Genomic DNA, 26,527 nt, shown 5'->3' on the forward strand with positions numbered 1-26,527 from the left:
TTCGCGATGCCGTCCAACCTCGCCCGCAAGCTCCAGGGCAGCGAGCTCCAGGACCGCTCGGCGGGCTGACCCCGACCCACCCGAGCTCGGCTCCTCGCGCGACAGGTGTCGGCAGCGACCCTGAGGGACCGGCGCTCGTGTCCCCGTCGACGGCCACCGTCCGAGGAACGACGGCAGACGTGAGATGGCACACCTCGTGTCTCCCGTAATGGCGTCTTCCGCGGGAGAGTTTCGCGGGGGTCGTCCGACGGGGGAGCGTTCGGTCTCGTCATCCCGGGGAGCGCCGAACCACCGTTGCGTGTGTATACGATATGTGGAATGCTGTACACATGGACACTGCCATCCCCCGCCTCCCGCAGAGCGAGCCGCTGCGCGGCCAGGTGCACCACGTCCTCGAGGAATTGATCATCCACCGCAAGCTCAGCCCCGGGACCCACCTGCGGGAACCGGAGCTCGCAGAACGACTCGGGGTGAGCCGTAACCCGGTCCGGGAAGCGCTCGTCACCCTGCAGCGGGACGGTTGGGTCGAGGTACGGCACCGACAGGGCGCCTTCGTGCGCACGCCGGGCCCTGGCGAGGCACACGAGACCTTCGAGGTGCGGGGGATGCTCGAGACGCAGGCGGCGATGCTCGCAGCCCGTCAGATCACCCCCGCCCAGCTGCAGGAACTCGAGGAGATCCTGCGTAAGGGCCGCGCCGCCTACGAGGCGGAGGACGAGGTGGGGCTGGTCGAGTTCAACGCGGCGTTCCACCGGATCGTGGCGGATGCGTCGGGCAACAGCGTGCTGCAGGAGCTCCTCCTGCATCTGGAGAAGCGCGTGAAGTGGTTCTTCAGCGCGGTTGCCGTCGCGCGCGGCGCCGATTCCTGGCGGGAGCACGAGGAGCTCAGTCGCTACCTGCAGGCGCACGATGCCGAGGGCGCCGCCCGGGTGATGCGGGGCCACACGGAGACGACTCACCGCGTCTACCTGGAGGGCAGCCAGGTGGACGACGTCGGATGAGTAAGCGGTGGTCACCGGCCACGCCAACACCGACCACCACCAGTCTCAACTGAGGGGGAGCAGATGGAGACCACCGAGCAGGCGACCACGGCCACCAAGACGTCGGTCGATTTCCAGGACGTGTACAAGGCGTTCATCGCTCGCGGACGGAGCGACGATCCCATCCTTGCCCTCGCGGACGTCAATTTCCGGGTCGAACCCGGCGAGTTCGTCAGCCTGGTCGGGCCGTCGGGCTGTGGGAAGTCCACCTGCCTGAACCTCCTGGCCGGACTCTCCAAGCCCTCCTCGGGCCAGGTCATGCACCACGGCGCGAAGGTGGAGAGCATCAACACCTCCGTCGGCTACATCACCCAGGACGACAACCTGCTCCCGTGGCGATCCCTGATGGCGAACGTCGAGTTGGCGCTCGAGTTCCAGGGGGTCGCGAAGGCCGAACGGCAGCAACGCGCGCAGGAGTTCATCGAACTCGTGGGGCTGGGCGGCTTCGAGCAGCACTACCCCCACGAGCTCTCCGGGGGGATGCGGAAGCGGGCCGGCATCATCCGCACGCTCATCTACGACAGCGACGTCGTGCTGATGGACGAACCGTTCGGTCCGCTCGATGCGCAGACCCGGGTGATCCTCCAGGCCGAGCTCCTCCGGCTGTGGGAGCGCTCGCGGCCGACGGTGCTCTTCGTCACGCACGATCTGGTCGAAGCGATCGCGTTGAGCGATCGCATCCTGGTCTTCACGAGCGGCCCGGGGACCATCAAGCGGGACTACAAGGTCGAGCTGCCGCGCCCCCGCGACCCGTTCCACATCCACGAGACGCCCGGTTTCGACGAGCTCTACGACGCGCTGTGGACCGACATCCGCACCGAGATCGAGAAGTCGCGCGGATCGGGTGTCGGATGAGCGCTATTGCCACCCCGGCGGCCACGTTGTCACCTCGTCATGAGGAGGTCATCGCCGCGGCCGCCGCTCAGCACCGCAGGGCTGTCCGACGGGAGCGGCTCGTCATCCGGTCGAGCATCATCGGTATCGGCGTCTTCGTCCTGCTCTTCTGGGAGTTCGGGCTCGGCTACCTGGTCGAGCAGCGGTACGTGAGCACCCCCTCCGCCGTGCTCGAGCGCCTGATCGGTGGACTGCAGAGTGGCCAGCTGCTGCGCGACACGCGTGTGACCTTCATCGAGGCATCCAGCGGCTATGTCATCGGTGTGGTCGTCGGCCTCGTCGGAGCGTTCTTCCTCGCCCTCTCGCGGCGCGCGTACGAGGTGCTCGAGCCGTACCTGCTGTGGTTCTACTCGATCCCGAAGATCGCGCTGGCCCCGCTCTTCATCATGTGGTTCGGGTTGGGCTACATGCCGAAGGTGCTCCTCGCGGCCCTGATGGTCTTCTTCATCGTGTTCATGAACACCGTGGCGGGTGTGCACTCGATCAATCGGGGCCTGCTCGACGTCTCCCGCGTGTTCGGGGCCTCGAAGCTCGCGCTCGTGACCAAGGTCATGTTCCCAGCCGCCGCGCCCGCCATCATGGCAGGCATCCGGATCACGTTCTCCCGGGCCATGGTCGGAGCGATCCTCGCCGAGTTCATCGCGTCCACCCAGGGCCTCGGGTTCATGATCGTCCGGGGCTCTCGCCAGTTCGACATCGCCACCGTGTTCGCCGGCATCGTGGTGGTGGCCGCGCTGGTCATGACCGTGAACGCATTCATCCGGTGGCTCGAGGGGAAGCTCTTGCCGTGGAGCAAGCAGGAGGTGCACGGATGAGGGATGCCACGCACATCACGGGGGTGCCCCCGACCGATCTGCTCTCGTTCGGTGACCAGGTGCTCGCTGAGGAGCGTCGCCGCTTCAACGCCGCCAACCGGGACCATCGGCGGTTCCTCATCACGGCCAGGCTCGGGGTGTTCGCTGCCGCCCTGATCCTCTGGGAGGTGGCGTCCGGGACGATCATCCGCCACTTCTTCATCGCCGCACCTTCCACGGTGAGCGTCGCGCTCTACCGATGGGCCGTGTCAGGTGAGCTCTGGTACCACGCCCAGTTCACCCTGACCGCGACGTTCCTCGGCTACCTGTTCGGGTCGCTCGCGGGGATCCTGCTCGCCTGGCCGCTCGGAATCATGCGGACGCTGTACCGGATCACCGAGCCCTACTTCCTGGTGGCCTACTCGGTGCCCGCCGTCGCGATGGGCCCCGTCTTCATCCTCTGGTTCGGGCTGGGGATGACACCGAAGGTCGTCCTGGCGTCCTACTTCGTCTTCTTCATCGTGTTCATCAACACCGTGACCGGCTTCCAGCAGGTACCTCAGGGGTTGCTGGACGTGACCCGTGTCATGGGCGCTTCGCGCATCGACACCTTGCGCACCGTCATCTTCCCGAACGCCATCCCCTACGTGCTGGCGGCACTGCGGATCACCCTGCCGGCAGCGATGATCGGCGCGGTGGTCGGCGAGTTCATCGCGTCCAACCGGGGCCTGGGCTACCTGACCCGCGCGGCTGCCTCCCGCTACTCGACTGCGGGCGTGATCGCCGGCGTGTTGGTGCTTGGCGGGATCGTCCTTGTCATGAGCTTGATGCTTCGACCGCTCCGCCACGCGCTGCGTTGGCAGGACGCGGTCGAGGTGAAGGGAGGTGCCGACTGACCGGTCGGCACAGAGCGGTACGGGAGCAACCACGCACAGATGTTGTGCATCCAACCGGGAGAGAACCGATGAGATTCCGATCAACCATGGTCGCACTGGTCGTTGCTGCGCTCACGGCCGTGTCGTGCGGCGGCAACGGTGATAGCGATGGCGATGCTGCTACGGGGGACGCCGAGGCCCCCGCGGAACGGACGTCCATCACGGTCGCGTCCCTGCCGAACGCCTTCCTCGCCGCCCTGTACGTGGCCCAGGACGACGGCCTGTTCGACGAGAACAACCTCGACGTTGAGATCGTTGAACTCGAGAGCGGTCTCGATGGCGTCGCCGCCGTCGTTTCCGGCAACGCGCAGTACGCCGACATCGGCTTCGACGATCTGGTCGCGCTGTCCGCCGAGGGCGAGGACAGCCTGGTGATGGCCCACAACATCCTCAACCGGGTGACCCTCACGCTGGTGATGCGCAGCGACCTCGCGGACGAACTCGGCATCAGCCGGGACGATCCCCTCGAGGAGCGATTCGCCGCGCTCGAAGGGCTGCGGCTCGGCATCACCTCGCCGGGGGCAGCCACCGACAACTACATGCGCTACTACCTGCGGGAAGCGGGTCTCGAACCGGATCGTGATGCCGAGATCATCGCCATCGGCGGTGGTTCTTCGCTTCTCGCCGCGCTCGAGTCCGATCAGATCGACGCGTACCATCTCTCGCCTCCGACCCCGTACGTGGCCGAGAACGAGGGCTTCGGGACCATCCTAATCGACGGCCCCGACGGCGACATCCCGCAGTTCGCCGATTTCCTCTACACCGGCTTCGCCGCCAACCGCGGATGGGCCGAGGACAACCCGGACGCAGCGGCAGCCTTCAGCGACGCCCTGACACGAGCCATGGAGCGGGTGCAGGACGACCCGGCAGCGGTGGCGGAGCAGATCCTGCCCTACCTCGGCTCCGACGACCTCGAGGTGGTCGAGCAGACCCTGACGGCGTTGCTCCCCGCCTTGTCGCCGGATGGGTGTTTCACCGCTGAAGGGGTCACCGAGTCGCTCGAGATCATGCTCGAAGCGGGGATCATGGAGAGCGAAGGGGACCCCGCTGAAGGGGGCCTGTGGACCAACGACTACAACGGCTGCTGACCAGACGAAGGAGCGCACGTGAAGATCGTCCGTTACGACAATGATGGTCCGGCCTGGGGGATCCTGGACGGGGACAAGGTCATGGCGGCCGAAGGTGTCCCGTTCCAGGACCTCACGCCGACCTCCGTCGCCGGTCGGCTCGACGAGATCCGCCTCTTGGCTCCCGTCGAGCCCCGAACGGTGATGTGTGTGGGCCGCAACTACAAGGCACACGCGGAGGAGTTCGGCAACGAGGTCCCTGAACGCCCCATCTTGTTCATGAAGCCGCCGTCCTCGGTCATCGGCCCCGGCGAGCAGATCGTCTACCCGCCGCAGTCGCAGCGGGTCGACCCCGAGGCCGAACTGGTGGCCGTCATCGGGAAGCGGGCGCATCAGGTGTCGCGGGCTGACGCGATGGAATTCATCGGCGGGTTCACGTGCGGCAACGACGTGACCGCACGCGATCTGCAGAAGACCGACCCGGGGCAGCAGTGGACCCGCGGGAAGGGGTTCGCCACGTTCTGTCCCATAGGTCCCTGGGTTGAGACCGACTTCGATGCCTCGGACGTTGGGGTCACGTGCACGGTGGACGGAGAGACCCGACAGGACGGGCGGACCTCCGCCTTCATCTTCGACCTGCCGTTCCTCGTGGAGTACATCTCGAACTTCATGGTGCTCGAGCCAGGCGATCTGATCATGACCGGGACGCCCGAGGGCGTCGCTCCGGTCGAGGTCGGAGCCGAGATCACCGTCGCCGTCGAAGGACTCGGGACGCTCACGAACACGGTTGTCGCTCCCTCCTGACTGGGAAGGATGGTGACGGCCTGACACGACGTCGGTCGTGGCCCGCGGACTCGTGACCGCGGGCACGACCGCGTCGTGCCCTGACGACGACGGACCGCTGTGGACCTCCCGCCGCTGACCCTGGGCCTCTGGCTGTTCGCCGTCTCACCGGTCGCGCTGCTGCTCGCACTCGTGCTGGCCGGGGTACGCACGGGCCGTGCCGCGGCGATGGTGACCGGATGGGTCGTTGTCGTCGGTGTGACCGTCTTCCGCGCACCCGCAGACCTGCTGCTGGTCGGGATCGCCAAAGGCCTGTGGCTGGGGACCTGGATCCTCGGCGTGATCTGGCCGGCCTTGCTGCTCTACCGCCTGGCATCCGGAGCCGGCCTGGAGAGGATCGGCGCCGTCTTCTCGACCGTGCTCCCCAGGCGACGGGAGAACCTGCTCGTCGTCGCGTGGATCTTCCCCTCGTTCATCCAGGGGGTGGCCGGGTTCGGCACCCCGATCGCCGTGGCGGCCCCACTGTTGCTCGCGATGGGGTGGACTCGAGCGCGCGCGGTCCTCTACCCACTCGTCGGGTACCACTGGGCCGTGACGTTCGGGTCGATGGGTTCGTCGTTCTACATGGCCTCGCTGACCGCGAACCTCGGGATCGAGGACCAGGCACGGTTCGCGATCGTGGCGTCCTCACTCCTCGCCGTGAACTGCCTCGTCGCTGGCGCACTGGTGCTCCTACTCGACGGAGGACTCACGGGGCTCCGCGAGGGCTGGAGCACCCTCCTGCTGGCGGGGATCCCGATGGCGGGGACCCTCGTCGTGACCGCCACCGCCGTCCCCGCCGTCGCCAGCCTGGCAGCCGGGACGGCAGGGATCATGGCCGTCGCGTTGAAGGCGGCCTACCACCGACGGCGGGCCAAGCGTCGTGTCCCGAGCCTGACCGCGGCGCCCGGCGAGGACGTCCCGGCTGCGATCGCGCCGCCGGAGAGGGAGAAACAGGTACCTCGCCTGCTCTCGCCCTACATCTACCTGCTCGTCACGGCGCTGCCGGTCTTCCTCTGGCCCACGTCGCGCGAATGGGTCAGAGGGGTCGGTCGTATGGCGCCGTCGTTCCCCGGAACCGAGACCGGAATGGGTTGGCAGAACCCCCCGGTCGTTGATTTCACACCGCTCTCGCCCTTCGGGCACCCCGGCTTCTACATCCTGCTGGCCTGCGTGCTCGGCTACCTGACCTATCAGTTCGGTGGACTCTGGGAGCGGGGGCGGACCCGTGCGATGCTGGCTGGCTGGGCGCGCTCGCTCCCGCAGGCGTCGATCTCCGTCCTGCTGCTGGCGTGTGTCGCCACCCTGCTCGTGGACGCCGGCATCGTCTCGATCCTGGCACGGGGTATCGCGGAGGCGACCGGGGACGTCTACCCCGTCATCGCTCCCTTCGTCGGCGTGACGGGTTCCTTCGTGACCGGCTCGACCACCTCCTCGAACGCGCTGTTCGCCGCGCTGCAGCGCGATGTGGCGCTCCTGATCGAGGTTCCCCCGTACCTGCTCGTCGCGGCCCAGACTGTCGGCGGCAACATCGGGAACGCGCTCGCGCCGGTCGTCATACTCATCGGCGCGACCGCCGTCGACGCTCCGGAGGAAACCGGCCGGATCCTGCGCGCAACGCTCCTCCCCGCCGCGGTGCTGTTCGCAGCAACCATCGCGGGCATCCTGCTCCTCCTCGGCTGAGCTTCTCTCGGGTGAGGCGTTCGGGGATGGGAGCGGTGATCGTCCCGGTCGTCACTCGGGTTGCTGTTGCCAGCGCAAGGCCAGCAGGTGGCGGGGCGTCGGCAGCCCGGCGAGATCCCGCAGACCATGATCTCGTCCCCTCCGGCCGCGTCGGCTACCCGGGAGGCGAAGCCCGGTCGGCATCGTGGCGCTCCTCGAGCAGCCGCCGCTGCAGCGATGCGCTGCCCCGGTCGCCGCCAACGTTGCACGGTTGATCAGAGGGTCGGGGCGCTCGCGCCACCGTCCCCGCGAGTGTGGGTGGCCGGTTCCGGGTCGCTCGCACCACCGTCGCTGCGGTCGGCGTCGCCGGAGCTCGGGTCGCCGGGGCCGGGGTCCGCGGTCGCCGGTTCGAAACCGGACCGGTAGGCGTCCCACAGGACGTCGACGAGCAGCTCGGTCTGCCACGGTCGCAGCTCGGCGAGCGTGCAGAGCTCGATCCCGTCCTCGGGCCGGCCCGCGACGGCACGCCACAGCGGACGGGACGAGCACAGGACGCCGGCGTCGATGCCGAGGTCCGTGGCGACGTCGGCCCGGGCGCGTCGCATCGCGTCGTAGGCGGCCTTGTCCTCGGGCGCCCAGCGGCGACCACCGTCGCTGCCCTGCTCGTGCGGCCCGTCGCGGCCGCGCTCGATCGCGGCCAGCAGGTCGGCCGCGTGTTCACGCAGCAGCCCGCGACGGCGAGGGCTGCGACGGACCAGTTCCTCGACGCTGCGGGCGGGGTCCTCGGCGAGGTCGCGGAGGACGTCGTCGTGGACGAGCCGGTTGGGGGCGATGTCGTGCTCGCGCGCGAGCCGTTCGCGCTCCTCCCAGACGGCCTTCAGGACGGCCTTGGCCTCCGCATCGAGCCGGCCGGATCCTTTGACCTTCGTCCAGTCCCGGGTGTCCTCGCCGGCGCGTGTGATGGTCCAGTCGAGCTCCTGCTGGTACCAGCTGGAGCGCTCGGCGGCAGCGAGCAGGGCCTCGAGCTCGTGCCACAGGGCTGGCAGGTGGAAGACGTCACCGGCCGCGTAGTCGGCCATCCCCTCCGAGAGCGGACGAGCCTCCCAGTCGGCGCGCTGGTAGGCCTCCTTGTCCGCGGTCAACTGTACGCCGAGCACCTCGTCGAGGAGCTTCGACAGGCCGGTCGGCAGACCGAGCAGCGCGGCAGCGACGGCGGTGTCGGCCAGGCGGCCCGGCAGCACCCCCTTGCGGGCGAGCGGGTCGAGGTCGTTCTCGAGCGCGTGCAGCACGGCGACCCGTCGGTCGTCGAGGAAGGCGTCCAGCTCCGGCATCCGGTCGATGCTCACGCCGTCGAGGAGCAGGCAGCGGTCGGCGGTCCCGACCTGGATCAGCGCGGCCCGACGGAAGTAGCTGTCCGCGTCGGCGCGTTCGACGTCCACGCCGACCGTCTCGGCAGCCACCGTGCGGAGCGCGGCTGCGACCTCGGCGGCGTCGTCCACGAACACCACCTCGCCGGCGGCGGGTGTCGTCGAAGGTTCAGCGGACGGGGGCACGCGGGGATCCGGACGGTGGAGGGACGCCCCGACGCGGGCGCGACCAGGACCGCGGCGAGGCTACCGTCGCCCGGTGCCCGGTCGCCCGGGCGGCCCCCGAGGAGGAGCGCACGTGGACGCCCGCCCGACGCTGCTGTGCGTGCACCCGCACCCCGACGACGAGTCGATCGCCTGCGGTGGTGTCCTCGCGCGAGCATCGGCGATGGGGGCACGCACGGTGGTGGTGACCTGCACCGGCGGTGAGGCGGGGGAGAACCTCGCCGGGGTCGATCTCGGTGACGAGGACCTGCCGACCCACCGGCGTCGCGAGATGGCTGACGCGATCGCGGCGCTCGGCGTGTCCGAGCACGTCTGGCTCGGCTACCGCGACAGCGGGATGGTCGGGACCGCCGACAACGAGCACCCGGACAGCTTCCACGCCGCGGATCTCGACGTCGCCGCGACGCGGCTCGCCGCGATCGTCCGGCGGGTCCGCCCCGACGTGGTGGTCTCCGACGACGTCCACGGGACCTACGGCCACCCCGACCACGTGAAGGCGCACGAGGTGACCGTCCGGGCCGTGGCGCTGGTCGCCGACCCGGACGCCGACGTGCCGGGAGAGCCGTTCCAGGTCGCCAAGCGCTACGTCCACACGCTGACCAAGTCACGGCTGTGGGACGCCCACCTCGGGCTGACGGCCGCGGGGCTGCCGTCGCCGTTCGGTGACGGGGAGATCGCCAGCGCCGACGACCTCCCGATGGGCACCCCCGACGAGCTGCTCACCACGGTCGTCGACGTCACCGCCTGGCTGCCGGCCAAGCGTGCGGCCCTGTTGGCCCACCGCAGCCAGATCGGGGCCGAGAGCTTCTTCCTCAACACCCCCGACGACATGGCCGAAGCCTTCTTCGGTACCGAGGTGTTCGTCCTCGAGGAGGGCACCCCCGGCGCGGGGACGGGCGGCATCGAGGACGACCTGTTCGCGGGCCTCGGCGACGTCGGTGCGGATCCGGCTGCGCAGCCCGGGCCGCAGGCCGATCCGGTCCGGCTGCCCGGCGACGACGAGCACGTCATCGAGGCCGACCGGTTCCGGACCGTGCTCGGCCGCTTCGTCACCGGGGTGACGGTGATGACCACGATCGCGGCCGACGGCGCACCCCACGCCATGACCGCCTCCAGCGTCACCTCGGTGTCGCTCGACCCCCCGTTGGTCCTGGTCTGCGTGGACCGCGACGCGGTGATGGCCGAGCACGTCGGCCCCGGCGGGGTCTACGCCCTGTCGGTCCTCGCCGCCGACCAGGCCGAGCTGTCGGACGGCTTCGCCGACTCCGACCGGCCGAGCGGAGCTGCGCAGTTCGACGGGGTCGAGACCCACACCGCCGTGACCGGATCGCCGATCCTGGCGCGTGCTGCGGCCTGGATCGACACCCGGGTGTGGCAGGTCCACGACGGTGGCGACCACCTCATCGTCGTCGGCGAGGTGGTCGGTCTCGGTCACGATCCCGAGCGGGCCCCGCTGGCCTACCACGGGGGCTCGTACACGCGGCTCGCGGAGCACGCCTGAGGCCACGGGGACGGCCGCGTGCAGCTGACGCTCGCCCTGAGGCCGGTGGCACGGCACACTGCTCCAGGTAGGCCCTCCTGCGGCCGATGCTCGTAGGTGAGTTCACAGGATCGCTGATGCCCACGACCACCGTCGACGACGCCACGACCAGGCCCCGACAGCGCACGCCGCTGCTGGTGGACCTCGAACGTGGGGCGTTGCGTGCTGGGCCGAAGAAGGCACGGTTCGAGCCGTCCGACCCCGACGCCGCCTACCTCGCCTACCTCCGCCTGGTCCGTCGGATGCGCGGCGCCGAACGCGAACCGTCGTTCGTGCTGCGACGCGACGACCTCGAGGTGCTCGCGAAGGCGGCTCGGGTCGACGCCCTGGTCGTGCTCGAACGGCTCGGGCAGCTGATGGGCGCCAGCACCATCCAGCGCCGGTCGATGGTGACCACGTTCCTGACGGGTGCGGTCCTGATCGTCGTCGCCTCGGGCGCCGCAGCCGTCGGGCTGTCCGATGGCGCGCCGCCGGTGGACCGTCCGGCGCCGGACCCCGACGTCACGGAGGTCGCGACACCGGATGGCGACGAACCGGAACTCGTCGCCCCCGCCGCGCCCGAACCACCGGCGGAGCCTGAGGCGCCCGCCCCCGCTCCCGCCCCCGCTCCCGCCCCCGAGGTCGGCTCCGCCGAGGCCGGCCCGACCGCCCCGGCACCGTCGCCAGCCCCGGCACCCGCGCCAGCTCCAGCGCTCGCGCCGTCCCCGGCACCACCGGTCGATCTGGCACCGACCGGGCCCGCCCCGGTCACGTCACCTCCCGCCGACGTCGCCGACCCGCCACCCGCGCAGGCGCCGGACCCCGCCACCGACCCAGCTCCCGAGCCCGACGCCGAGGCGCCGCCGGTCGAGGGGCGCCCGGACGGGCTGCGCCCCGGGCAGGAGATCGTCCAGCCCGGCGCCGACATCGACATCCCGGCTGAGCCCGACGAGGACGTCTCCCTCGGCGGGTGACCCTCCTGCTCGGTCCGTCAGTGCGGCGTGCCGAAGAGCCGGTCACCGAAGTCGCCGAGTCCGGGCACGATGTACCGGTCGTCGTCGAGCTCGGGGTCGATCGCGCCGATGACCACCTTCACGCCCGGGTTCTCGTTCAGCACGCGCTGGACGCCCTGTTCGGTCCCGACCACGGACAGGACGATGACCTGCTCGGCCCCCTCGGCGTCGAGCGCCTTGACGGCATCGGACGCTGATCCGCCCGTGGCGAGCATCGGTTCGAGCACGAGGACCCACGCGCCCTCGAGCGGTGGGACCTTGAAGTAGTAGCGCCGCGCCTGGAAGGTCTCCGCGTCGCGTTCGAGCCCGATCATGCCGACCAGCGCGGACGGCAGGACGTCGTGCACGCCGCCGAGCAGTCCGAGCCCTGCGCGCAGCACCGGGACGGCGACGATGGTCCGTCCGGGACCCGTGGCGGGGGCGTCTCCGAGCGGCGTGCGGACCGTGCTGTCCTCGGAGGGCAGGTCCTCCACGGCGCGCAACGCGAGCATGGACCCGAGCCGGCGCGCGTGGTGACGGAAGTGCTCGGGGGTCGTGCGCTCGTCACGGAGCGCCGCCAACTGCACCCCGGCGACCGGATCGTCGAGGATGGTCACATCGTTCACAGCTCGCTCCGGGTCGGGGGCACCGTGGCAGCGCCGGGGGAGCGCGGCCGGTGCTCGGTAGCCTACGACGCCACGGACGGTCCGGGCCGCGCACCGCGGGGCTGGGTCGCGCTGCGAGGGCCGGCGGGGCGCTCGGGTCGAGCGGAGCGAGGGGTGGTCAGCGTGGGAACGCACCGTCGAGGTGCGGGTGTCGGTCGCCGCGCGGTGGCCGGCCTCCTGGCTGCGGCCGCCGTCACGGCCGCGTGTACGGACACCGGTGATCCGGCACCGGTCCCGACGCCCTCACCGGACGAGAGCTCCGAACCGGCGCCGAGCGGGGTGCAGGTCGCGGTGGTCCTCGCGACCGGTGGTGGGCCCACGCTGCCCACCGCCGACGTCGAGCAACGGTTGGCGGAACTCGCCGCCGAGCGGGTGGGCGATATCGCCCGCATCCGACCGGTCGTCATCGACGAGGCCGACTTCGTCCCGGACACGGCGGCGCTGCTCGCCGACGGTGGTGCCGACCTGGTGTGCGTGATCGGTGGGCCGGCGGTCCGCACCGTGCTCGACCTCGCGGACCGGTTCCCGGCCAGCCGGTTCTGCGCCCTCGGTGCGCCGCGCGACGATCTCCCGCCCAACGTCGATCTGCTCGAACTGGACCACGAGGCACTCGGCCACGTCCTCGGCGTCGCCGCCGCCGAGCTCGCCGGCGACCGGCCCGTGGGGCTGATCCTCGGTGGGGACAGCGAGGACCGGACGCGACGTCGTGCGGGTACCCGGGCGGCGCTGGCCGCGTCCCCGGTGGTGATCGACGCGGCGGTGGAGGACGTCGGTGATGCGACCGATCTGGTGACCGGGCTCGACGAGGAGGTGGAACCGGCCGTGGTGGTGGTCGACACCGCCTCGACCTCCGTCGCCGATGTGGTCGCCGCGATCGCTGACGCCTGGATCGGTCCGGCGGACCTGACCACCGATGTCCCCGCCGCCATCGCCTGGTCGGTGCGCGTCGACGCCATCGTCGCTGCCGCCGTGGATCGACTCGTCACCCCGGATGACCCGGACCTGCCGACCCGGCTCGGCTTCGGCGAGGGTGTGTTCACGCTCGCCTTCGGGGAGGGGGTCGCCGACCGGGTCCGGGACGCGACCCGCATCGCGGCGGACGAGTTCGCCCGTGGCGCTCGCGATCCGCTGCGAGCCGTGACCAGGCCCCGACCGACCGCCGACGACGATGACGACCAGGACGATCAGGACGATCAGGACGATCAGGACGACGTCGGACCGTGACCCCTGGTCGAGCGCCGGGCCACCTCGGGAGCACCACCCTAGGATGGTCGCCGCCCGCCTCCCCGCTCCCCGACCCGACCAGGACCTGACGTGCGCCGCGCCAAGATCGTCGCGACCCTCGGGCCCGCGTTGGACGACCCGGATCGGCTGCGGGCGGCCATCGCCGCCGGCATCGACGTGATCCGGCTGAACTTCTCGCACGGCACCGCTGAGGAGCACAAGGACCGGCTCGACCTCGCCCGCGACATCGGCGACAGCCTCGGGCGCAACGTCGGGAGCCTCGGCGATCTGCAAGGTCCGAAGATCCGGCTCGGGGTCCTGCCCGACGACGGCGTCGAACTCACCGACGGCGGCGAGGTGGTCCTCGTCGCGGGCGAGGAGCACCTCGACCGCTACGACGACGGCGCGGGGACCCCGGTCCTGCCGGTGGTCTACGAGCAGCTCGCCGACGACGTCGAACCCGGTGCGCTGGTGGTGGTCGACGACGGGTTGCTCCGGTTCGTGGTCTCCCGGATCGAGGGCAACCGCGTGTCGGCCCGGGTCGTGGCCGGCGGCACGGCCAAGACGCGCAAGGGCGTCAACCTGCCGGGTGTCGACGTGTCCGCCCAGAGCCTCACCGAGAAGGACCTCGTCGACGTCCGCACGATGATCGACATCGGCGTCGACTGGATCGCTCTGTCGTTCGTCCGCAAGCCGCAGGACGTGATCGAGGTGCGCGAGCTCGTGCACGAGCTCGGGGGTCAGCAGCCCATCATCGCCAAGCTCGAACGGCCCGAAGCCATCGATGCGCTCGACGCGATCATCGACGCGACCGACGCGGTGATGGTGGCCCGGGGTGACCTCGGCGTCGAGGTCGGCCCCGAACGGGTACCGGCGATCCAGAAGCAGATCATCGACCTCTCCAACCAGGCCGGGAGGCCGGTCATCACGGCAACCGAGATGCTCGACTCGATGATCCGCAGCCCGCGACCGACGCGCGCCGAAGCCTCCGACGTCGCCAACGCCATCTTCGACGGGACCGACGCGGTGATGCTGTCCGGCGAGACCGCCGCGGGTCGGTTCCCGGTCGAGGCGGTCCGCACCATGGCGCGCATCATCGAGGTGGCGGAATCGTCCGCCGAGCGCGTGCACCCGGTTCCCCCGATCACGGGCCGCGAGCTGCAGCGCGTGGTGTGCAAGGCCGCCGTGCAGATCGCCTCGGACGTGCAGGCCAAGGCGATCCTCGTGTACTCGTTGACCGGCGCCTCCGCGCAGCTGGTGTCGAAGTTCCGGCCACCGCACCCCGTCATCGGCCTCACCCCGGCGCAGGAACCGCTGCGACGGTTCGCGCTGATGTGGGGGACCGCCGGCGCGATCGTGCCCACCAAGGACCACTCCATCGACCTCATCACCGCCGCAGAGGAGATCTGCCTCGAGCACGGCTACGCCTCGCGCGGCGACGCGATCGTGGTCGTCTCCGGCATCCCGGGCGGGCACGGTGGGACCAACCGCGTGATGGTGCACCGGCTCGGTGACACCCCGCACGGGTGATGGGCCGCGACCGGGGCGTGCTGCTGCGCGCCATCGCCTGGCCGTACGCCGCCATCACCGCGGTGGTGCTGGTCCTCTGGTTCGCGCGCATCGATCACCCCGCGGCGCAGGTGCTGGACCTCGCGACGTTCTGGGCCACCCTGCCCGCGACCGTGCTGGTGCTGGTCGCGCTCGTCCGCCGCGACGCGCTCGCGGTGGTGCTGTTCGCCATCCCCGCCGCGGTGTGGGTGTGGTCCTACGGGGGCGCGTTCCTGCCCGGCTCCGGCTCGGACCGGCCGGCCGATCTCCGCGTGGCCAGCTTCAACACCTTCGTCGGCGCGCCGGACGAGGGCCACGTGCTGTCCCTGGTCGAGGAGCAGGAACCGGACGTCCTGCTGCTGCAGGAGGTCTTCGCGCCTCGCGAGGAAGCGCTGCTGGCCGCCCTCGGGGACCGCTACCCCCACCACCAGGTCGACCGCTCCGAGGGGGTCGGGGCCGTCGTGATCCTGAGCCGGTATCCCATCACCGAGGTCACCGAGGTCGGTGGTGCGAGTGACCGCAGCCGGCTCACCAGCGTGGTGCGGCTCGACGTGGACGGGACCTCGCTGCAGGTCGCCTCGCTGCACCTGATCTCGCCGTGCCCCGGGTGCGGTCCATCGGTGCTCGAGCGGCTCGAGCTCGAGGACGACGTCCGCCGTGCCGAGATCGGGGCCGTGCTCGAGGTCCTCGACCCGGATTTGCCGGCCGTGCTCGGTGGTGACCTCAACTCCGGCGACCGGTCGACCGCTTACCGTCGCCTCGTCGAGGCGGGGTTCTCCGACCCGCAGCGGGACGTCGGGAGCGGCATGGGGTTCACGTGGCCGGCGGACGGCCGGTGGCTGCCCCCCGTGGTCCGCATCGACTGGGTGCTCACCCGCGGGTCGACGTCGATCGACGCGTGGGTCGTCGACGCGGGTGGCAGCGATCACCGAGCGGTCGTCGTCGACCTGGCTCTGGAGCGCTGAGCGATGGACCTGCCGGAGTCGCTCTACGCCGAGCACTACTGCGTGCTGTCCACCGCCGGCCGCGTCGCCGGCCGGCGCCACTCCGCCGAGCTGTGGTTCGTGCCCGCCGACGGTGGCGTGCACCTGATGTCGGGCTCCGGTGGGCTGACCACGTGGTGCCTCAACCTCGAGACCGAGGAGCAGGGGGTCGTCCGGATCGGCGGACGGTCGTGGTTGGCCCGCGCGGCGGTCATCCACCGCGACGACCCCGAACGGGCGGACGTGCTGCGTGACTTCCACGACAAGTACGACCCGCCGGGCAAGGACCGCACCGTCCCGTGGATGCGCAACGCCACGCTGATGCAGCTGGTGTTCACCCGTGAGCTCGACCCGCGCTGACGCTCATCTCCCGACGTCGACCGGAGCGGACGGGGCGCCGTCACGGAGCAGCGTGAGCAGGTGGTCGGCGAGCGTGCGCGGGGCCACCACCGCGTCGGTGGCCTCGAGCTCGGCGTGGGTCCACCACCGCACGTCGATCAGGCCCGGGTCGTCGAGCGGCGCGGTGACCGGGTCCCACGCCTCCACGCGGGCGAGGAACCACCGTTCCCGCTGGGCGAGGTGGACGCCGGCGTAGGTGAAGGTCACGTCGCGGTGCCACACCTGCGGGCCCACCTCCGCCACCAGACCGAGCTCCTCGGTGAGCTCGCGGCGGGCGGCGGTGAGGTGGTCCTCGTCCGGTCGCAGACCCCCACCGGGAGCCGTCCACACCGTCCGCGTCGGCGAAGCGCGGTGCGCCACGAGCAGCACCCGGTCGGCCGCATCGAGCAGCAGGACGCGGGCCGCGTCGCGGGCCAACGGGTGCTCCGTGGTACCGACGTCGGCCGGTTCGGGTGGCAGGCGGGGGTGGGGAGGGATCACCCGGGATGCCACGATGGCGGCCTCGTCCACGAGGGCGAGCTGGCCGCGCCGGTCGATGAGCGCGAGCACACCGTCCTCGTAGCCGAGGAGACGGCCGACGACGTCGGTGGCCTGCGGCAGCGTCCCGTGGCCGGTCACCACGAGGTGACGGATCGACACCCGCTGCCCGACGGCGTCGGGGGTCACGCGGTGGACGGCCCGGGCACGCAGCCGGCGACCCGGTCCGGTCGCTCCGTCGGAGCTCACGCCCCGTCCACCACGGCCGGCGCGAACCGCAGGTCCAACCCGTAGGTGCTGCGGAACAGCCGCGCGACCTGCTGGAGCTCGAGCGGCGCGGCCGGCGCGTCGTGGCCGATGGACGTGACGGTGACACGGTCGTCGTCGACGGCGACGTGGGCGTCGTGGATGGCGCGGTCGCCGGTCCGGTCGAGCTGATCGGCGAGCTGCAGCAGCGGCAGCAGCCGGCGCGTGCGGTCCTGGTCGGCGTCGCTCAGCGATGCGAAGGGTGGGAAGCCGCGGGCGATCCCTCGGGAACGGTGGAAGCGCACCAACGTCGTCAGGATGGCGGTCTCGGCGGGCGCGAACCCGTGCAGTTCGGCGTTGGCGACCAGGTACGCACCGTGCACCGGGTGCCGCCGCAGCGCCAGCGTCTCACCGATGTCGTGCAACCGAGCCGCGTGGTCGAGCAGCTCGCGATCGGCGGCCCGGAGCCCGTGCGCGGCGCCGACGCCATCGAACACCGATCGCGCCAGCCCGGCGACGTGGTCGAGGTGGGCGTCATCGGTCGAGAACGCGCGGCGGAGGCGAGCGATCTCTGCGCCGCGGAGCTCGTCGGCGGGCGGGGGAGCGGTCACGCCGTGGGCGTCCAGCAGGATGCCCTCGCGCAGCCCCCAGTCGCTGATGGTGGCCCGTTCGACGCCCAGCTGGTCGAACACCGCCACGAGGACGACCGCGGCGATGTGCAGGTGGTCGGCGCGGCGGTCCTTCATCCCCGGGACCTCGGTGCGCCCCGCGAGGTCGAGCGCCACCAGCTCGTCACGGACCCTGGTGAACTCGTCGGTGCCGACCGTCAGCTGGTTCAGCGTCGCTGGCAGCCACACCTGCTCCTCGTGGGCCACGACCCGCGCGAGAGCGCGCACGGTCCCGCCGACGGCGACGGTGGTCCGCGCACCGGCCGCGGCGACCGCGTCGAGGTGTGGTGCGAGCTCCTCCTCGACACGGGTACGCAGCGCCTTCAGCTCGCGCTTGCGTGCGGGGTCCTGGTCCACCAGCGCCGACAGCCGCGACACGCCGAGCGGCAGCGACGTCGACCACGTCACCTCGGCGCCGGAACCGATGGTCAGCTCGAGCGAGCCGCCGCCGAGGTCGAGGACCAGCACCGGTTCCTCGCGCAGGGCCACGCCGGCCCGGACGCCGAGGTAGCCGAGCCGGGCCTCGTCCTCACCCGACAGGACCCGCACCGGTGTGCCGGCGGCCGCCGAGAGCCGAACGATGACCGCCTCACCGTCCTCCGCGTCGCGGAGCGCCGAGGTGGCCACGGCGAGGTGCTCCTGCGATCCGCTGCGGCGCGCGAGCTTCGACAGGTGGGCGACGGTGTCCTCGGCGAGCGCGATGTGCTCCTCGGGGACGTGGCCGTGCTGGGCGACGACGCGCCCGAGGTGGAGCATCTCCCGCTGGCGCTCGACCGGCACGAGGCTCGTGCCATCGAGGTCGGCGACGAGGACGTGGAACGAGTTGGACCCGAGGTCGAGGACGGAACAGCGCAGGGGGACCTCGTCGAGGACGGCTGGTCCGAGCGTAGACCCTGGGGTCCGCGTGGCCGCCGTCCCGGCGGTCAGGCGAGCGGCGGGAGGTAGGTCGCGACCGGATCGTCGAGCGAGCCGTCGAGGACCCAGGTGCTCGCCTTCTGCCAGCGCACCTCGTCGGTCCCGAGCTCGACGCCCTGGTCGATGAGGTGCTCGACGACCGCGCCGATGACGTCGCCGTGGCTGCAGAGCACGACGTCGCCACCGAGCTGCTCGCCGCGGCGGTGCTGCTGGCGCAGGAACCGCTGGACCAGGTCGAACGGGGCGCCTTCGGCGAGCTCGTCGAGCACCTCGGTGACCAGGCCGTGCGCGGCGGCGAGCGGCTCGACGCTCTGCAGACACCGGGTGTACGGCGAGCTGCAGATCGCCACGATGGTCCGGGCCGAGAAGCGGTCGACGAGCGCCAGGGCCTGCTTCAGCCCCGTGGTCGACACCGGCCGACGGCGGTCGTCGCCGTCGTGGGCGTCCCGGTCGCCGGCGTGGACGTGACGGAGCAGGAGCAGGCTCATCGGGTCCCCGCCCGTTCGCGGGCCCGGTCGAACAGGACCTGCTGGGCGTCGATCCCGTCGACCGTCGCCACCTTGGTCCACGCCGCATCCGGCCCGAGCTCCCACGCCAGCACGTCGTCAGCGAGGTTCACCGCGAGGATCTCCTCGAGCCGTGCTCGCAGCTGCGGATCGGTGACGGGCACCACCGCTTCCACCCGGCGACGCAGGTTGCGGCTCATCCAGTCGGCCGAGCCGATGAGGTAGTCGTACCCACGCTCCGGCGATCCGAAGCGGAACAGCCGCGAGTGTTCGAGGTGGCGACCCACGATGGACCGCACCCGGATGTTCTCCGACAGGCCGGGCACGCCCGGTCGCAGGGCGCAGATGCCACGGACGATGAGGTCGATCGGCGTGCCGCTCGAGGACGCGGCGTAGAGCGCATCGATGATCTCGGCGTCCACCAGCGCGTTCATCTTGGCCACGATGTGGCCGTCGTCGGCTGCAGCCTCGCGCGCGATCAGCTCGAGGGTTCGCGGCAGGAGGGTGGCGGGCGCGACCAGGAGCTGGCGGTACTCGGAGCGGCGGGAGTACCCGGTGATGACGTTGAAGAGGTCCGACAGGTCCGCGCCGATGTCCGGGTCGGCGGTCAGCAGCCCGAGGTCCTCGTAGAAGCGCGCGGTCGTCTCGTTGTAGTTGCCCGTGCCGACGTGTGCGTAGCGGCGCACGCCGTCGCCCTCGCGGCGCACCACGAGCGAGATCTTGGTGTGGGTCTTGTAGCCGACGACCCCGTACGCGACGTGGACACCGGCCTCCTCCAGCACCCGTGCCCACTCGATGTTCGCCTCCTCATCGAAGCGAGCCTTGAGCTCCACGAGCGCGACGACCTGCTTCCCCTCGCTCGCGGCCGTCAGGAGCGCGGCCACGATCGGGCTGTCGGGGCCCGAGGTGCGGTAGAGGGTCTGCTTGATGGCCAGCACGTCGGGATCGCGGGCGGCCTGCTCGATGAAGGCGCGTACCGACGTGGTGAACGAGTCGTACGGGTGCTGCACCAGGACGTCCCCCTCGCGGAGGACGGCGAACAGGTCGACGGGTGCGCGATCGCCGGCAGCATCCGGCTCGGACGATGCGAGCCGGGGCTGGGTCGTCGACGGCTGCGGCGGCACCTTGAGCTCGGGTCGGTCGAGCCCGTGGAGGGACCACAGCCCCGACAGGTCGAGCGGTCCGGGGAGCCGGTGGACGTCCATCGGTTCGGTCCCGAGCTCGCGCACCAGCAGGTCGAGGACCTCGTCGGTGATCGACTCCTCCACCTCGAGCCGGACCACCCGGCCGAAGCGGCGTTGCGTCAGCTCGTACTCGATGGCGGCGAGCAGGTCGCCGGCCTCGTCCTCCTCGACGGTGAGGTCGGCGTTGCGGGTGACGCGGAAGACGTGGTGGTCGACGATCGCCATCCCCGGGAACAGCCGGTCGAGGTGGCTCGCGATGACCTCCTCGAGGGCGAGGTAGCGCTCGCCGTCCGGGAGCACCAGGAACCGGGGCAGGATCGGGGGGATCTTGACCCTCGCGAAGCGCCGCTGGCCGCCCTCGGGGTCGCGCACGATGACCGCGAGGTTGGTCGACAGGTTCGAGATGTAGGGGAACGGGTGGGCGGGATCGACCGCGAGCGGCGTCAGGACCGGGTAGATCCGGGCGTCGAACACGCCGTCGAGCCACCGACGATCGCTCTCGCCGAGCTCGTCGGCCCGCACCATCACGATCCCGTGCGCGGCGAGCTCAGGACCGACCTGCTCGGTGAAGGTCCGTGCGTGCCGTGACGTGAGCTCGCCGGCGTACTCGTCGATCGCGGCGAGCTGCTCCGCCGGTCGCATCCCGTCGGCGCCCGTACCGGTCACCCCGGCGGCCAGCTGCTCCTTCAGACCAGCGACGCGGACCTGGAAGAACTCGTCGAGGTTGCTGGCGAAGATGGCCAGGAACTTGGCCCGTTCGAGTACCGGTCGTGTCCGGTCCTGGGCGAGCGTGAGCACCCGCTCGTCGAACTGCAGCCAGGACAGTTCACGGTTGAGGTGCCGCACCTCGCCGTCCCCGTGGAAGTCGAGGATGGCGTGGCTCCGCCGTGGTGGAGCGTCGGTCGTGGTGGCCTGGCTCATCGGGTCTCCGAGGGGCGCGCGGCCGACCGGCCGATGGGGGCGCAGGGCGGCCGGACGACCCTACTGATCGCAGGTGAACGGAGGGTGACGACCGCCGGTCGGTGGCGGCGCTTCGCCCGATGACGCGGCGGGGTCTAGGCTGGCGGCAGCGCCCGCCCTGAGGAGGTCCCCGGTTGACGTACACGATCGCTGAGCCCTGCATCGACGTGAAGGACAAGGCCTGCGTCGAGGAGTGCCCCGTCGACTGCATCTACGAGGGCGACCGGATGCTCTACATCCACCCCGAGGAGTGCATCGACTGCGGCGCGTGCGAGCCGGTCTGCCCCGTCGAGGCGATCTTCTACGAGGACGACGTGCCGGACGAGTGGAAGGAGTTCACCCCGATCAACGCCGAGTACTTCGAGGACTCGGTGACGGGGCTGGGCTCGCCCGGCGGTGCGGCCACCGTCGGCAACTCCGAGAAGGACCACCCGAAGGTCGCCGCCTGGGAGGCTTGAGGTCGCGTCGGTTCGAGGGCCCCGACGCGCCTCGGTAGCATCCACGCCGGACACCCCGAGGGCCGGGGACCGCCGGGATCAGGGGAGCGCGAGATGACCTACGTCATCGCCGAACCGTGCATGGACGTCAAGGACACCGCCTGCGTGCAGGAGTGTCCGGTCGACTGCATCTACGAGGGCGACCGCCTCCTCTACATCCACCCGGCGGAGTGCATCGACTGCGCCGCCTGCGAACCGGCCTGCCCGGTCGAGGCCATCTTCTACGCCGACGACGTGCCGGACGAGTGGAAGGCCTTCACGGCCATCAACGCCGAGTACTTCGACAGCTCCGTGACCGGGCTCGGCAGCCCCGGCGGCGCCTCGGAGGTCGGTGCGTCCAAGGTCGACCACCCCAAGATCGCGGCGTACGAGATCCCGAACGCGGTGCCCTGACCCGTGCTCGGCCGACGCCGTCGATCCAGCTCGCACGGTGAGCCCGACGTGCGCGCGCTCGTCGAGGAGCACCTCGAGGCCGGTCGCCCGACGGGCTGGTTCGAGCCGGTGTACGCCGCCTCGGGCGGGGACGCCGGTGCGGTGCCGTGGGGCGGCGATGTCGCCCACCCCTACGTCCTCGACTGGCTCGCGGACCCGGTGGTCGCGCCACCGGGTCGACGAGCCGTGGTCGTCGGGTGCGGGCTCGGCGGGGACGCGGCGGCGGTGCACGGCGCGGGCTACGACGTCGTCGCCTTCGACGTGGCCCCCTCGGCGGTCGCCTGGGCACGCGACCGTCTGCCGCCCGACGTCGACGTCCAGGTCGCGGACCTCCTCGACCTGCCCGATGGCCTCGTCGGCGGGTTCGACCTGGTCGTCGAGGTCCGGACCATCCAGAGCCTGCCCGGGGTCGTCCGCGACGCCGCGATGCACGCCGTCGCCTCGCTCGCCGGACCGGCCGGCGTCGTGGTCGTGGTCACCCTCCTGGCCACCTCGGCCCGTGCCGCCGCGGACGCGGAGGGGCCGCCCTGGCCGCAGGCGCCCTCGGAGCTCGCGGCCTACCTCGCCGGGAGCCTCCGGCGCGTGGCTCTCGAGCACCCCGACCCGTCCGGCGAGGACGCGCTCGACGTCCGCTGCACGTTCGTACGCGAGGGCGCTGAGGGTGCCCCGTCGACGCTGATGGGCGACGCGCAGCGGGACGTCCTCGGCATCCCCGGGGCGGACCCGGCCTAGCTCGGTACGACCGGCAGGAGCCCTGGTCGGGCGGCGTCGGTGGGTAGCACGTCGCCTGGCCAGCGTCTGCGTGACACCGTCGACAGCTTGGTGAGCAGGTTCATGGCGACCTCGTCGGTCTCGCCGGGGCGGGCTTCGATCAGCCCCTCGTCGATCAGGCCCTTGATCCACTCCTCACCACGTTGGGTACGGATCAGGGTGAGGGTCCAGTTGTCGTCCGCCCCGATGCCCCCGGTGGAGATGTCGGCGTGCTCGGCGGCGAAGTCGGGGCAGAGCTTGCAGCCCGGCCGGGTGTGGGGGTGGAACAGCTTGAGGGCGATCTCGTGGTAGCCGCCGTCACGGGTCCACACCTGGTAGCGGCCCTTGATGTTGATCTTGGTGACGTCCGCGATGTCGATGCCGTGGTCGGCCAACACCTGCTCCTGGCCGTCGTAGGTGAAGGTCTTGGAGCACAGCAGGCCGATCGTCAACGCGATCTTGCGCTTGTACTTGTTGACGTTGTAGGCCGGCAGGGTGCCGTTGATGGACGCCTGGCACGACATGCCGACCAGCGCGAGGTTCTTGAGCCCCGCGGCTTCCGCATCTGCCATCGCCAGCGGGTTGGCCGAGTAGGTGTACCGGCTCCCGGCGGTGGCCAGCACGCCGGCGCGATCGGTCACCACCGTCGGGGCGGCGTCGAACGGGCCCCGCTCGGAGACGATCATCGAGGTCAGCGCCCCGTCGATGCGGCCGGTCTCGAGACCCCAGATCAGCAGCTGGGACACCAGCCCGCCGTCCTGACCGACCTCGGCCACCCCCGCGTCGGTGGTCCGGGTCAACAGGATCGAACGCGCGATCCCGTACGGCTCATCGGCGGTCCGCTGCCGTCCGAACAGCTCGGTGTCGAGGTCGGACTCCCAGTCCCGGAACCGCGGACAGGCCCGGGTGCAGATGTCGCAGCCCTTGTCCCCGATCACGCACTGGTCGTGGGCCATGCCCTCGCCCTGCTGCACCGGGTAGTGGTCGTCGGTGTAGCCCAGCACGTCGCGTGGGCACGCCATCACGCACGCCGCACACCCCGTGCACAGCCCCGTGTCGACCACCTCGCGCTTCAGTTCGCGCCAGTGCACCTCGCCCACGACCCGCTCCTCCCGGACGCACCGTGCGGACGCGCCCGAGCGTGACACTACCGAGCACATCCGCGCCGTCCGGCACCCGTACCCTCCGCCGCCAGCGACCGGAGGTGGGTCAGGTGAGCGGGACCGGAGTGGAGGTCGACCCGACCCGTGCGCGCCGCGCCGTGCCGCTGACCCGGCGTGAGAAGGGCTGGGTCGCCGTCGCGGCAGCGGCCCCGGTCGTGCTCGTGGCGCTGGTGCTGGCCCCGGTGGCCCTGTTCACGTCGATCACGTTCGGTGACGTGCTCGGCGCGGCGGTCGTCTACGGCGGTCTGCTCGGCCTGGCGGGCGGGTTCGTGGCGACCGACCGGCTCCAGGCTCGTCAGTGCCCCCGGTGCGGCCAGCGCCACCCGCGGGGGACGCTGGCCTGCGATGCGTGTGGGTACGACCTCGAGGACCGACCACGCTTCGCCTGCAGCGAGCGGCACGTGGCCTACCTCGACCGGTGGGGCGACGGGCGCTGCGAGTGCGGTCGCCACCTGGAACGGCTCCCGGAGGTGCGCGGCGTCGGCCCGCAGGTCCTGGCGACGGTCAAGATCGGCGGGCTGCTGCTCGTCTTCCTGATCGCGATGGGTGTGCTGCTCAACGTGCTCGACGGTCGCCTCTGACCGGCTCCCCGGCGGGACGGGCGTCGCACTCAGACGAGGAGACGGCTCGCGGGACGGTGCTCGCTCGCGGCGCTGTAGCCGGTCCAGGCCTGGGCGAGACGACGCACGCCCTCGTCGAGGTCGGCGGTGGGGCTGGCGAACACCAACCGCAGCGCCCGCCGGTTGCCCTCGTCCACCGACAGTGCCGGGCCGGGGACCACGGTGACGCCGTGCCGTCCGGCGAGCTCGGCGAACTCCTCGGCGTTGCCTCGGGGCAGGGTGCACCACAGCGACAGGCCGCCCGCGGGCAGCGTGAAGGACCACTCGGGCAGGTGCTCAGCCAGGAGCGCGGCGAGGTGGTCGCGGCGGGGGCGCAGTTCGGCGCGACGCTCGGCCTGGACCTCTTCGCGACGTTCCAGCAGCCGCAGCGCGAGCAGCTGGCTGACCAGCGGTGATCCGAGGTCGGCGACGGTCTTGACCGCCAACGTCCGCGCAGCGGTGTCGGCCGGGCTGCGGACCCATCCGACGCGCATCCCGGCCCAGAACAGCTTGGCGGTGGACCCGAGCGTGTGGATCGGTGCGTCCGGGTCGTAGGCCGCGATCGCCGGTGGGAGGTCGACGTCGTCGAGCACGACGTCGGCCATGGCGAGGTCTTCGAGCACCGGCAGCCGCCGCGTCCGTGACAGCTCGGCGATCACCGCGCGACGTTCGGCCGGCAGCACCGTGCCGGTGGGGTTGTGGAAGTGCGGGCTCACGTAGAACAGGCGCGGGTCGCTGCGGACGATCAGGTCCTCGAGCAGGTCGACCCGGACGCCGTGCTCGTCGACGGGCACCGGGACCGGCCTCGCTCCGAACCGGCGGAACACGTCGAGCGCGCCTGGGAAGGTCGGGCTCTCGACGAGGACGGTGTCGCCCGGTCGCAGCAGCTGCCGCGCGACCAGCGAGATCCCCTGGTGCGCACCGGTCGTGACGACGACCTGCTCGGCGCCCGTCGGGAGACCGTCGTCGGTGAACCGCTGCGCCACGTGGTCGCGCAGGGCTCGCAGTCCCTGGGGGACGTAGCCGTGGTGGGCGGTGAGCGGCGCGATGTCCTCGGGGGTCAGCGATGCCAGCACCTCGTTGACGATGGGGGAGCCGGTGACGGCCGCCACGGAGAGGTCGACGACGTCTGCCGGCGCGTCGTCGGCCGGCTCGCCCGGCCCCGAGCGTTGCTCACCGCCACCGACCGACAGGAACAGCCGGCCGGTGGCGACCGCGTCGCTGCCGGCGTCCCCCTCGTCGGGGGTGCGGACCCAGGTCCCCGAACCCTGGCGGCTCTCGAGCCACCCGTCGGTCTTGAGGCGGTCGTAGGCGGCCACGACCGTGGCGCGGCTGACGGCCAGTGCACGGGCGAGCGCCCGCTCGGGGGGCAGGACCGTGCCGAGCGGGATCTCGCCCCGGTCGACCGCCTGCCGCAGCGCGTCGGCCAGCTGGCGGTACAGGGGCCCGTCGCCGGTGAGCGCGTCGCGGAGCAGGTCCGCCAGGTGCGGACCACTCTCCCGGATTGGCTCGTCCAACTACAGTCCAATCTGGGGTGCTAGCGGGTTGCACGCAGGCCAATGGGGGCGTACAGTACCGCACATCGGCACGGAACACCGGGTCAGCTTCTCCCAAGCTCCCGAGTGGACCGGTCCGAACGGACGGTGACCGTCGACGCGGCCCGGATCGGTGTTCCCACCGATCCCACCGCGGGCACCTCCGCACAACCGAAGACACGCGCGGGCCTCACGCTCCCTCTCCAACCGAGGTCCGACGCGCCGCTCAGGGGCAGGACCCACCTCTCCCCCTTCGCGGCTCCCACCGCTGGATGATCTCCCCCTCCCAGGACGACATCCTCCGGGTCCACGAGCCCCCTGAGCGCACGACGTCCCCCCGGATCTCCCACCGGGGGGACGCCTCTGTTCAGGGGTCGTCCTCGGGCCTGGAGGCCCCCTCGGCCGCCCCTCGTGGTCTACCGGTAGGTGCCAGGGGGCAGATGTGCCCCTCGTGGTCTA

Annotated in this window: 25 protein-coding genes; 17 read left to right on the plus strand and 8 right to left on the minus strand. The window is 71.4% G+C overall.

From position 1 onward, the window contains the following. Positions 1-329 precede the first annotated feature (329 nt). The 7 genes from WEB03_RS02200 to WEB03_RS02230 all read left to right on the plus strand — a co-directional run bounded on the left by WEB03_RS02200 (position 330) and on the right by WEB03_RS02230 (position 7,235). Positions 330-1,001: a GntR family transcriptional regulator gene (locus WEB03_RS02200; RefSeq protein ID WP_368069335.1), complete on the plus strand. Its 672-nt coding sequence runs from the start codon at positions 330-332 to the stop codon at positions 999-1,001. A gap of 63 nt (positions 1,002-1,064) precedes the next feature. Further along, positions 1,065-1,895, plus strand: coding sequence for an ABC transporter ATP-binding protein (locus WEB03_RS02205; RefSeq protein ID WP_368069336.1), 831 nt, complete (start codon positions 1,065-1,067; stop codon positions 1,893-1,895). Continuing rightward, positions 1,892-2,749 carry an ABC transporter permease gene (locus WEB03_RS02210; protein WP_368069337.1) on the plus strand — a complete coding sequence of 286 codons (858 nt, stop codon included), beginning with the start codon at positions 1,892-1,894 and terminating at the stop codon, positions 2,747-2,749. The genes WEB03_RS02205 and WEB03_RS02210 overlap by 4 nt, the downstream gene beginning before the upstream one ends. Beyond that, positions 2,746-3,624, plus strand: coding sequence for an ABC transporter permease (locus tag WEB03_RS02215; protein ID WP_368069338.1), 879 nt, complete (start codon positions 2,746-2,748; stop codon positions 3,622-3,624). The genes WEB03_RS02210 and WEB03_RS02215 overlap by 4 nt, the downstream gene beginning before the upstream one ends. A gap of 86 nt (positions 3,625-3,710) precedes the next feature. Next, the gene (locus tag WEB03_RS02220; protein WP_368069339.1) at positions 3,711-4,751 is read left to right on the plus strand and encodes an ABC transporter substrate-binding protein; all 1,041 of its coding nucleotides are present in this window, start codon (positions 3,711-3,713) and stop codon (positions 4,749-4,751) included. 18 nt (positions 4,752-4,769) lie between these two features. Further along, complete coding sequence (locus WEB03_RS02225) at positions 4,770-5,534, plus strand: fumarylacetoacetate hydrolase family protein (protein ID WP_368069340.1); 765 nt, start codon at positions 4,770-4,772, stop codon at positions 5,532-5,534. Between the two features lie 99 nt (positions 5,535-5,633). Then, on the plus strand, positions 5,634-7,235 hold the full coding sequence (locus tag WEB03_RS02230) for an L-lactate permease (protein WP_368069341.1): 1,602 nt from the start codon (positions 5,634-5,636) through the stop codon (positions 7,233-7,235). A 254-nt stretch (positions 7,236-7,489) separates the two neighbouring features. Here the strand turns inward: WEB03_RS02230 and WEB03_RS02235 are convergent, their stop codons facing one another. Next, positions 7,490-8,713 carry an HRDC domain-containing protein gene (locus tag WEB03_RS02235; RefSeq protein WP_368069342.1) on the minus strand — a complete coding sequence of 408 codons (1,224 nt, stop codon included), beginning with the start codon at positions 8,711-8,713 and terminating at the stop codon, positions 7,490-7,492. A gap of 166 nt (positions 8,714-8,879) precedes the next feature. On the opposite strand from WEB03_RS02235, the gene mshB reads away from it, so the two are divergent. Further along, positions 8,880-10,307, plus strand: coding sequence for an N-acetyl-1-D-myo-inositol-2-amino-2-deoxy-alpha-D-glucopyranoside deacetylase (mshB, locus tag WEB03_RS02240; protein WP_368069343.1), 1,428 nt, complete (start codon positions 8,880-8,882; stop codon positions 10,305-10,307). Positions 10,308-10,423: 116 nt separating this feature from the next. Next, complete coding sequence (locus WEB03_RS02245) at positions 10,424-11,299, plus strand: hypothetical protein (RefSeq protein WP_368069344.1); 876 nt, start codon at positions 10,424-10,426, stop codon at positions 11,297-11,299. 17 nt (positions 11,300-11,316) lie between these two features. On the opposite strand, the gene upp is transcribed toward WEB03_RS02245, so the two are convergent. Continuing rightward, a complete protein-coding gene (gene upp, locus WEB03_RS02250) occupies positions 11,317-11,943 on the minus strand; it encodes a uracil phosphoribosyltransferase (RefSeq protein WP_368069345.1) in 627 nt (208 codons plus the stop codon). 162 nt (positions 11,944-12,105) lie between these two features. Here upp and WEB03_RS02255 point away from each other — a divergent pair, with 162 nt between their 5' ends. The 4 genes from WEB03_RS02255 to WEB03_RS02270 all read left to right on the plus strand — a co-directional run bounded on the left by WEB03_RS02255 (position 12,106) and on the right by WEB03_RS02270 (position 16,097). Then, a complete protein-coding gene (locus WEB03_RS02255; protein WP_368069346.1) occupies positions 12,106-13,206 on the plus strand; it encodes a hypothetical protein in 1,101 nt (366 codons plus the stop codon). Positions 13,207-13,296: 90 nt separating this feature from the next. Continuing rightward, the gene (gene pyk / locus WEB03_RS02260; RefSeq protein ID WP_368069347.1) at positions 13,297-14,736 is read left to right on the plus strand and encodes a pyruvate kinase; all 1,440 of its coding nucleotides are present in this window, start codon (positions 13,297-13,299) and stop codon (positions 14,734-14,736) included. After that, positions 14,736-15,719, plus strand: coding sequence for an endonuclease/exonuclease/phosphatase family protein (locus WEB03_RS02265; RefSeq protein ID WP_368069348.1), 984 nt, complete (start codon positions 14,736-14,738; stop codon positions 15,717-15,719). Before pyk ends, WEB03_RS02265 begins: the two co-directional genes overlap by 1 nt. Positions 15,720-15,722: 3 nt before the next feature. After that, positions 15,723-16,097 carry a hypothetical protein gene (locus WEB03_RS02270; protein WP_368069349.1) on the plus strand — a complete coding sequence of 125 codons (375 nt, stop codon included), beginning with the start codon at positions 15,723-15,725 and terminating at the stop codon, positions 16,095-16,097. A gap of 3 nt (positions 16,098-16,100) precedes the next feature. Here WEB03_RS02270 and WEB03_RS02275 read toward each other — a convergent pair whose 3' ends face one another. The 4 genes from WEB03_RS02275 to WEB03_RS02290 are packed head-to-tail and all read right to left on the minus strand — an operon-like array spanning position 16,101 to position 21,053. Continuing rightward, positions 16,101-16,862 carry an NUDIX hydrolase gene (locus WEB03_RS02275; protein ID WP_368069350.1) on the minus strand — a complete coding sequence of 254 codons (762 nt, stop codon included), beginning with the start codon at positions 16,860-16,862 and terminating at the stop codon, positions 16,101-16,103. Then, positions 16,859-18,529 carry an HD domain-containing protein gene (locus WEB03_RS02280; RefSeq protein WP_368069372.1) on the minus strand — a complete coding sequence of 557 codons (1,671 nt, stop codon included), beginning with the start codon at positions 18,527-18,529 and terminating at the stop codon, positions 16,859-16,861. Before WEB03_RS02280 ends, WEB03_RS02275 begins: the two co-directional genes overlap by 4 nt. Further along, positions 18,451-18,930 carry a histidine phosphatase family protein gene (locus WEB03_RS02285; protein WP_368069351.1) on the minus strand — a complete coding sequence of 160 codons (480 nt, stop codon included), beginning with the start codon at positions 18,928-18,930 and terminating at the stop codon, positions 18,451-18,453. The genes WEB03_RS02280 and WEB03_RS02285 overlap by 79 nt, the downstream gene beginning before the upstream one ends. Beyond that, positions 18,927-21,053, minus strand: a complete 2,127-nt coding sequence (locus tag WEB03_RS02290) for an RNA degradosome polyphosphate kinase (RefSeq protein WP_368069352.1) — start codon at positions 21,051-21,053, stop codon at positions 18,927-18,929. Before WEB03_RS02290 ends, WEB03_RS02285 begins: the two co-directional genes overlap by 4 nt. A 173-nt stretch (positions 21,054-21,226) precedes the next feature. On the opposite strand from WEB03_RS02290, the gene fdxA (WEB03_RS02295) reads away from it, so the two are divergent. The 3 genes from fdxA (WEB03_RS02295) to WEB03_RS02305 all read left to right on the plus strand — a co-directional run bounded on the left by fdxA (WEB03_RS02295) (position 21,227) and on the right by WEB03_RS02305 (position 22,753). Continuing rightward, a complete protein-coding gene (gene fdxA / locus WEB03_RS02295) occupies positions 21,227-21,550 on the plus strand; it encodes a ferredoxin (protein ID WP_368069353.1) in 324 nt (107 codons plus the stop codon). 93 nt (positions 21,551-21,643) lie between these two features. Beyond that, on the plus strand, positions 21,644-21,982 hold the full coding sequence (gene fdxA / locus WEB03_RS02300) for a ferredoxin (protein WP_368069354.1): 339 nt from the start codon (positions 21,644-21,646) through the stop codon (positions 21,980-21,982). Positions 21,983-22,030: 48 nt separating this feature from the next. Continuing rightward, positions 22,031-22,753, plus strand: a complete 723-nt coding sequence (locus tag WEB03_RS02305; protein ID WP_368069355.1) for a class I SAM-dependent methyltransferase — start codon at positions 22,031-22,033, stop codon at positions 22,751-22,753. Here the strand turns inward: WEB03_RS02305 and WEB03_RS02310 are convergent. After that, a complete protein-coding gene (locus WEB03_RS02310) occupies positions 22,750-23,871 on the minus strand; it encodes a Coenzyme F420 hydrogenase/dehydrogenase, beta subunit C-terminal domain (RefSeq protein WP_368069356.1) in 1,122 nt (373 codons plus the stop codon). The two genes, WEB03_RS02305 and WEB03_RS02310, sit on opposite strands and share 4 nt — an antisense overlap. Before the next feature lie 113 nt (positions 23,872-23,984). Here WEB03_RS02310 and WEB03_RS02315 point away from each other — a divergent pair, with 113 nt between their 5' ends. Next, a complete protein-coding gene (locus WEB03_RS02315; RefSeq protein WP_368069357.1) occupies positions 23,985-24,515 on the plus strand; it encodes a hypothetical protein in 531 nt (176 codons plus the stop codon). 29 nt (positions 24,516-24,544) lie between these two features. Here WEB03_RS02315 and WEB03_RS02320 read toward each other — a convergent pair whose 3' ends face one another. After that, positions 24,545-26,050 (minus strand): PLP-dependent aminotransferase family protein, encoded by a 1,506-nt coding sequence (locus tag WEB03_RS02320; protein WP_368069358.1) that lies wholly within the window; start codon positions 26,048-26,050, stop codon positions 24,545-24,547. Between the last annotated feature and the right edge of the window lie 477 nt (positions 26,051-26,527).

This window comes from Nitriliruptor sp. (assembly GCF_040882075.1).
GTDB lineage: Bacteria > Actinomycetota > Nitriliruptoria > Nitriliruptorales > Nitriliruptoraceae > Nitriliruptor.

Coding starts and splice junctions, on each gene's coding strand:
- WEB03_RS02200 (WP_368069335.1), top strand. CDS start 330: ATGGACACTGCCATCCCCCGCCTCCCGCAGAGCGAGCCGCTGCGCGGC.
- WEB03_RS02205 (WP_368069336.1), top strand. CDS start 1,065: ATGGAGACCACCGAGCAGGCGACCACGGCCACCAAGACGTCGGTCGAT.
- WEB03_RS02210 (WP_368069337.1), top strand. CDS start 1,892: ATGAGCGCTATTGCCACCCCGGCGGCCACGTTGTCACCTCGTCATGAG.
- WEB03_RS02215 (WP_368069338.1), top strand. CDS start 2,746: ATGAGGGATGCCACGCACATCACGGGGGTGCCCCCGACCGATCTGCTC.
- WEB03_RS02220 (WP_368069339.1), top strand. CDS start 3,711: ATGGTCGCACTGGTCGTTGCTGCGCTCACGGCCGTGTCGTGCGGCGGC.
- WEB03_RS02245 (WP_368069344.1), top strand. CDS start 10,424: ATGCCCACGACCACCGTCGACGACGCCACGACCAGGCCCCGACAGCGC.
- WEB03_RS02265 (WP_368069348.1), top strand. CDS start 14,736: ATGGGCCGCGACCGGGGCGTGCTGCTGCGCGCCATCGCCTGGCCGTAC.
- WEB03_RS02270 (WP_368069349.1), top strand. CDS start 15,723: ATGGACCTGCCGGAGTCGCTCTACGCCGAGCACTACTGCGTGCTGTCC.
- WEB03_RS02285 (WP_368069351.1), bottom strand. CDS start 18,930: ATGAGCCTGCTCCTGCTCCGTCACGTCCACGCCGGCGACCGGGACGCC.
- WEB03_RS02290 (WP_368069352.1), bottom strand. CDS start 21,053: ATGAGCCAGGCCACCACGACCGACGCTCCACCACGGCGGAGCCACGCC.
- fdxA (WP_368069354.1), top strand. CDS start 21,644: ATGACCTACGTCATCGCCGAACCGTGCATGGACGTCAAGGACACCGCC.